We start from the raw sequence: 4,790 nt of genomic DNA, 5'->3' as shown, positions 1-4,790 counted from the left end.
GTGTTTGGGGGTCAGCCAGGAGGATTCGGGGGACTGGTCGGGGTTGACCCGCCAGCCGCGGGCGACGCGGTCGACGGCGATCGGGTAGATCGTCAGGGTGCCGTCGGGGTCGATGCGCAACCGGAGGAACCCCTTCGAGTCCTCGATGCCCTGGCCGGCGAAGAGTTCGTTGAGGTTCACCCCGAACGCCCCGGCGACCAGCAGGTACCCGGCCACCAACTGGCTCGCGACCAGCCCGCTGACCGGGCCGTACAGCACCACCGCGGCGAGCGCCGGCAGCGGCCACGGCCAGTCGTGGAACGGCAGCGCCAGCCAGGCCCAGGTGCCGGCGACCCCCAGCCCGACCTGGGTCAGCCCGTGCCCGACACCGAGGATCCAGTGCCGGGCCTGTCGCTTACCACCGTCGGTGGGCGGCTTGGCGAAGAAGGCCGCACCGAGCAGGGTCACCAGCAGCATCACCACCAGCGGAACGCTGAGCAGCCGCTGCTCGGTGCCAGTGCGGTTCGTCGCGACGCCGGCCATGGCCAGCATCAGCAGCGTGTGCAGGGTACCGAGCAGTGTGGTGAAGCCCGGGTTGCGCAGCGGAAGCCGGGGGAAGATCCCCCAGCGGTACCGCCGGGAACGGGCCGCGTCCGGGTAGCGGGCGACCAGGTCGTACGGGCGGCTCTCGCTGGCCCGCCGGGCCAGGGTGTCGCGCGGCGGCACCTCGATCCGTTCGGGGAGCTTGTGCGTGGGGTAGAGGTACGCCCCGCCGCCGCCGCAGGTGATCAGCTGCCGGTCCGGGCCGGCGTAGCGAGCGTAGTGGTGCAGGTCGCCGGAGATGAGCAGCCGCACCTGCGCGCCGGTGGGCGCGACGATGGTGCGGATGAAGTAGTCGATCGAGTCGTACGCCGTGGGGTGGTCGACCGCCTTGACCCACCGCGGCGCCGGCACGGCCAAAATGACCCGGCTCTGCGGCCCCAATCTCTCGGCGACCGCGTCGAAGTAGGTGAGCTGCGGGTCGTCCAGGTACGACCCGGACTGCTCGTCCAGACCGAGCAGCCACCAGCCGGCGGGCAGCTCCACCGCGAAGTACGAGCGGGACTGGCCGGTGCGCCAGCCGCCGAAGTGCCGGTCCCGGGAGCGGACGAAGAGTCGCAGGAACGCGGTCAGGCCGTCGTACCAGTCGTGGTTGCCGGGAATCGCGAAGAGCGTGGGCCGTTCCGGCGGCGTGACCGGCAGGGCGGCCTGATAGGGGCCCTTGCAGCGGTCCTCGTACGCCTCGAACGCGGCCGACGGGTAGACCTGGTCGCCCCCCATCACCAGGGTCTGCGCCCGGGGTAGCCGGTGCCCGTCCACCTCCAGCTCCCGCTGGGCGATCAGGTACGCCACCGAGTAGGTGGCGTTGAAGCCGTCGCCCAGGTCGGCGACGTAGTCCAGCCAGAGCCCGCCGTCCGGGCCGACCTGTCGCCCGATCCGGGCGTCGAGAGAGTTTTGTAGCTCCCGTTTGTCCAGGTACGCCCCGAACAGCATCGCCAGCAGTGTACGGATGCCGGTGCTGATCAGCAGGATCGGCGCGAGCCACGGCACCGGCTTGCGCGGGGTGAAGCCCAGCTCCAGCGGATCCATGCTCCGTGGCCGGCGCGCCGCCCGCCCGCCGGCCGCCTCGCTGGCGTGCGGGCTGCCCGGATCGTCGGCGTGCCGGCCGCCCAACTCGTCGGCGGGGGCGCGATCATCGGTCACCCGCCGCAGCCTAGCCCCGCCCCGCCGTCCCCGCTGTCCGGCGAACGCCCGCTCGGCCTGGATGTCCGGGTCGGTCCCCTGGTGGGATCCCGTTCGGCTGGGCCACCCGCCGTGGCGTACACTTGATGATCGTTGCCGCCTTAGCTCAGTCGGCTAGAGCGACGCACTCGTAATGCGTAGGTCGACGGTTCGATTCCGTCAGGCGGCTCAAGGAGAGGCCCTGACCAGCATCAGCGCTGGTCAGGGCCTCATTTTCATCCATGTGGTTTTGAATCGCCCCCCGAAAACCCCCCAGAAACGCCTACCGGCGATCAGGTTCAGCACACCTGCCAGCGGGGGTGCAGGGTCTACTTGGCCCGGCGCTTCCCACGATCTTGAGGCGCAGGGCCGGTGATCTCCGGACCTGCCCCAAGCTGTTCGAGGATGTCGGAGCTGTCCGGGGCGAGGGCGGGTTTGACGATGTAGTGCTTGTTGGTGACCTGCTCGGTGGCGTGCCCGAGCTGGGCTGCGGCGCTTTTGGCGTCGGCCTCCTTGTCGATCAGGGTGGCGACGGTCTTGCGGAAGGTGTGCGGGGTGACCCATTCGAGGCCGGCGTCGGCGCGGGCTTGCCGCCACTGGCGGCGCACGTTTTGCGGTGACAGCCAGGTGCCGCGCCTGGAGGCGAAGATCGCGTCGTGGGGATTGTCGGCGGCGTTGAGTTTGCGACCCATCAGCATCCCGACCGCGAACCGAGGCAGGACGACCGTTCGGAAACCGGCGTCGGTCTTCGTCCACTCCTGCCGGAAGAAGCCCTTGCCCTTGAGGTAGACGATCGTGCCGCAGATGGTGAGCGTCGGGCGTTCAGCGGCAAGATCGAGATCCTCCCAGCGCAGCGCTAGAATCTCGCCGATGCGGGCGCCGGTGGCGAGCATGAGGTCGACGATGTCGGCCAGGTCGCCGGTCGGCCGAGGTCCGGACTTGCCGGGGGCGGGTTGCTGCCACCTCCGGATCGCCTCGCGAACCTCGTTCAGTTGCTTCACCTCTAGGGCCACCACCTTGCGGCGCGGGTTACGCAGTCGACCCGTGTCGCGCACAGGGTTGGCCGTGAGTGCGCCTCGGCGTACAGCCAAGGCGAACATCTGGCCGAGGACAACCTTCGCGCCTTTGGCGGCTGACGGACGGTCCTCAGCGACCTTGCGTAGAAACCTGTCGAGGCGGCCTGCGGTGGCCTCTCGGATACGCAGATCGCCGAGGGCGGGCTCGATCGAAACACGCACGCTGATCTCGTACCTACTGATCGTCTGCGGCGTGACACGTTCCTCCGCGGTTATCTCGTCCAACCAAAGCTTGGCGAGGACGCTGACGTGGGTATCCCTGGTGATCTCGTCGTCGTTCGGGGTGACTCGGTCGCGAAGTTTGACCTTGAGAGCCCGGATGGCGGCTGGGCCGGTGGTGTCGGTGGCCTCGACGTCGCGGGTCTTGCCGTCGTGGTCGCGGAATCGGGTTCGGGCGCAGTACCGGTTGGGGCCGAGCTTCTCGGTGCGGATCGCGCCCCAGGTGCCGATGGGTAGCGGAGGCCGGGCCACGGCTCAGCGCTCCGGGTCGGTGTGGGCGTCGAGCCAGCGTTCGATCTCGCTGCGCCGGTAGCGCAGGGTGTTGCCGACGCGGATGGCGCGTGGTCCCTTGCCTCGGCTGTGCCAGGCGTAGAGAGTGTTCTTCGGCTTACCCAGCCAGACGGCGACGTCATCAATGGTCAAGAGAGGGTCGGGCCGCCATTCGGCGGTGGTCGGGGCGGTCATCGGCGGCCTGCCGCGTCGGATGGGCCGGGCTGCCGGTTCGCCCTGTCGTTGTCGGCAGACCGCCGGTGGTCGGTGGCATCTGGTCGTACGGACCCTGGTATGGGACGTGGGTAGGGACGGCACGGGTCGGATGTCCTTTCAGCGTCCCGGCCCGGGTGGGCCGGGGGTGCGGTGGTGCCACCCGCGTTGGCGGGGGGCACCGGTTGTGGACGTCGATCCACGCGTGGCGGGGTGAAGGCATCAAGCCTGTGATCACGGCGCGCATCGCCGGTGACTGGCCGAGGCGATGTCGGGTGGCGCCCGAAGGCGTGCGGCTGACCGAGTACGGATTCGCGTCGCGAGTACGTCGGTTCGGCCGAACTCGCGGAGTTCAGTGGGGCTTTGAGGATCAGAACGTCTTCGTGCTGGACGAGCCATTGCGGGTCGCCGGTGGCGATGGCGTCGCGGGTGTTCTTCTGCTGGAAGAACGAGGCGCGGGGGATGATCATGCCGTCGCGGACGCCGCAGATGAGGGCGATGCACTCTTCGACGAGTTCGAGGCCGGCGTTGATGCCGGCGGCGGCGACCATGCCGGGGATGTCGATGAGTTCGCCGTGGCGGCGGTAGGGCCGGGCGGTGACGACGACGTGTCCGCCGGGCCGCAGCAGAGCCCGGCAGCCGGCGAGGATCGCGGTGAACCCGTCGGCGAGCTGGCCGTGGCTGCGGTAGGCGAGGTTGTCCCCGTCGCCGTACTTGTGGTTGATCTTGCGGACTTTGCCGCGTCTCGGGCCGGGGGTGCGGACGTGGCCGTGGGTGGACGGCCCGTACGGCGGTGAGGTGATGACCAGCGAGACCCGCCCGTGCAGGCTCGCCGGCAGCAGGGACGGCAGCGCGGTCGAGTCGCCGTGGTAGATCTCGCCCCGACCTGGCGCCCCGGCTTGGAGGGTGTGGCGGATGTTGTCGGCTGCCTTGGTGACCCATTCGGCTTCGTACTCGACGCCGATGCCGTGGCGGCCGAGGTGCATGGCCTCGATGATGGTGGTGCCGATGCCGGCCATGGGGTCGAGGACCACGTCGCCGGGGTTGGTGTAGGTGCGGATGGCGTATCGGGGGATGGTCGGCAGCATCTTGCCGGGGTGGGTCAGCGACTGCGGGGTGTATCGGCCGCGCCGCAGGTCCCGCGATGCGGTTTGACCGGTGAGCCAGACCGAGCCGAGGTAGCCCTCGGCGAGCAGTGCCGCCAGGTCGGACACGCTGGGGTAGGGCGGTTCGGAGTCGTGGGGGTCGCCTGGGTGGAACGGCGGACAGGGC

The 4,790-nt window shown here is 69.8% G+C and carries 4 protein-coding genes and 1 tRNA gene; 1 reads left to right on the top strand and 4 read right to left on the bottom strand.

Going from position 1 to position 4,790, the window contains the following annotated elements:
* Window positions 1-1,722 (bottom strand): metallophosphoesterase family protein (locus C1I99_RS29415; protein WP_438941462.1); only part of this gene is annotated, 1,722 nt, incomplete at its 3' end.
* Between the two features lie 134 nt (window positions 1,723-1,856).
* On the opposite strand from C1I99_RS29415, the gene C1I99_RS29410 reads away from it, so the two are divergent.
* Window positions 1,857-1,930, top strand: a tRNA-Thr gene (locus C1I99_RS29410).
* 139 nt (window positions 1,931-2,069) lie between these two features.
* Here the strand turns inward: C1I99_RS29410 and C1I99_RS29405 are convergent.
* Genes C1I99_RS29405 through C1I99_RS29395 form a run of 3 tightly spaced genes read right to left on the bottom strand, consistent with a single transcriptional unit; the run spans window position 2,070 to window position 4,732 of the window.
* Window positions 2,070-3,287 carry a tyrosine-type recombinase/integrase gene (locus C1I99_RS29405; protein ID WP_111137443.1) on the bottom strand — a complete coding sequence of 406 codons (1,218 nt, stop codon included), beginning with the start codon at window positions 3,285-3,287 and terminating at the stop codon, window positions 2,070-2,072.
* A gap of 3 nt (window positions 3,288-3,290) precedes the next feature.
* Entirely contained in the window at window positions 3,291-3,500 is a 210-nt protein-coding gene (locus tag C1I99_RS29400; protein ID WP_111137442.1) for a helix-turn-helix transcriptional regulator, read from the bottom strand.
* Complete coding sequence (locus tag C1I99_RS29395) at window positions 3,497-4,732, bottom strand: TRM11 family SAM-dependent methyltransferase (protein WP_111137441.1); 1,236 nt, start codon at window positions 4,730-4,732, stop codon at window positions 3,497-3,499. The genes C1I99_RS29400 and C1I99_RS29395 overlap by 4 nt, the downstream gene beginning before the upstream one ends.
* Between the last annotated feature and the right edge of the window lie 58 nt (window positions 4,733-4,790).

The sequence above is a fragment of the Micromonospora deserti genome (assembly GCF_003236335.1).
Lineage (GTDB): Bacteria > Actinomycetota > Actinomycetes > Mycobacteriales > Micromonosporaceae > Micromonospora > Micromonospora deserti.
This window is presented reverse-complemented; position numbering and strand designations above follow the sequence as displayed.

Excerpts from the sequence above, each read along its gene's own strand:
- C1I99_RS29400 (WP_111137442.1), bottom strand. The coding sequence starts at position 3,500 with ATGACCGCCCCGACCACCGCCGAATGGCGGCCCGACCCTCTCTTGACC.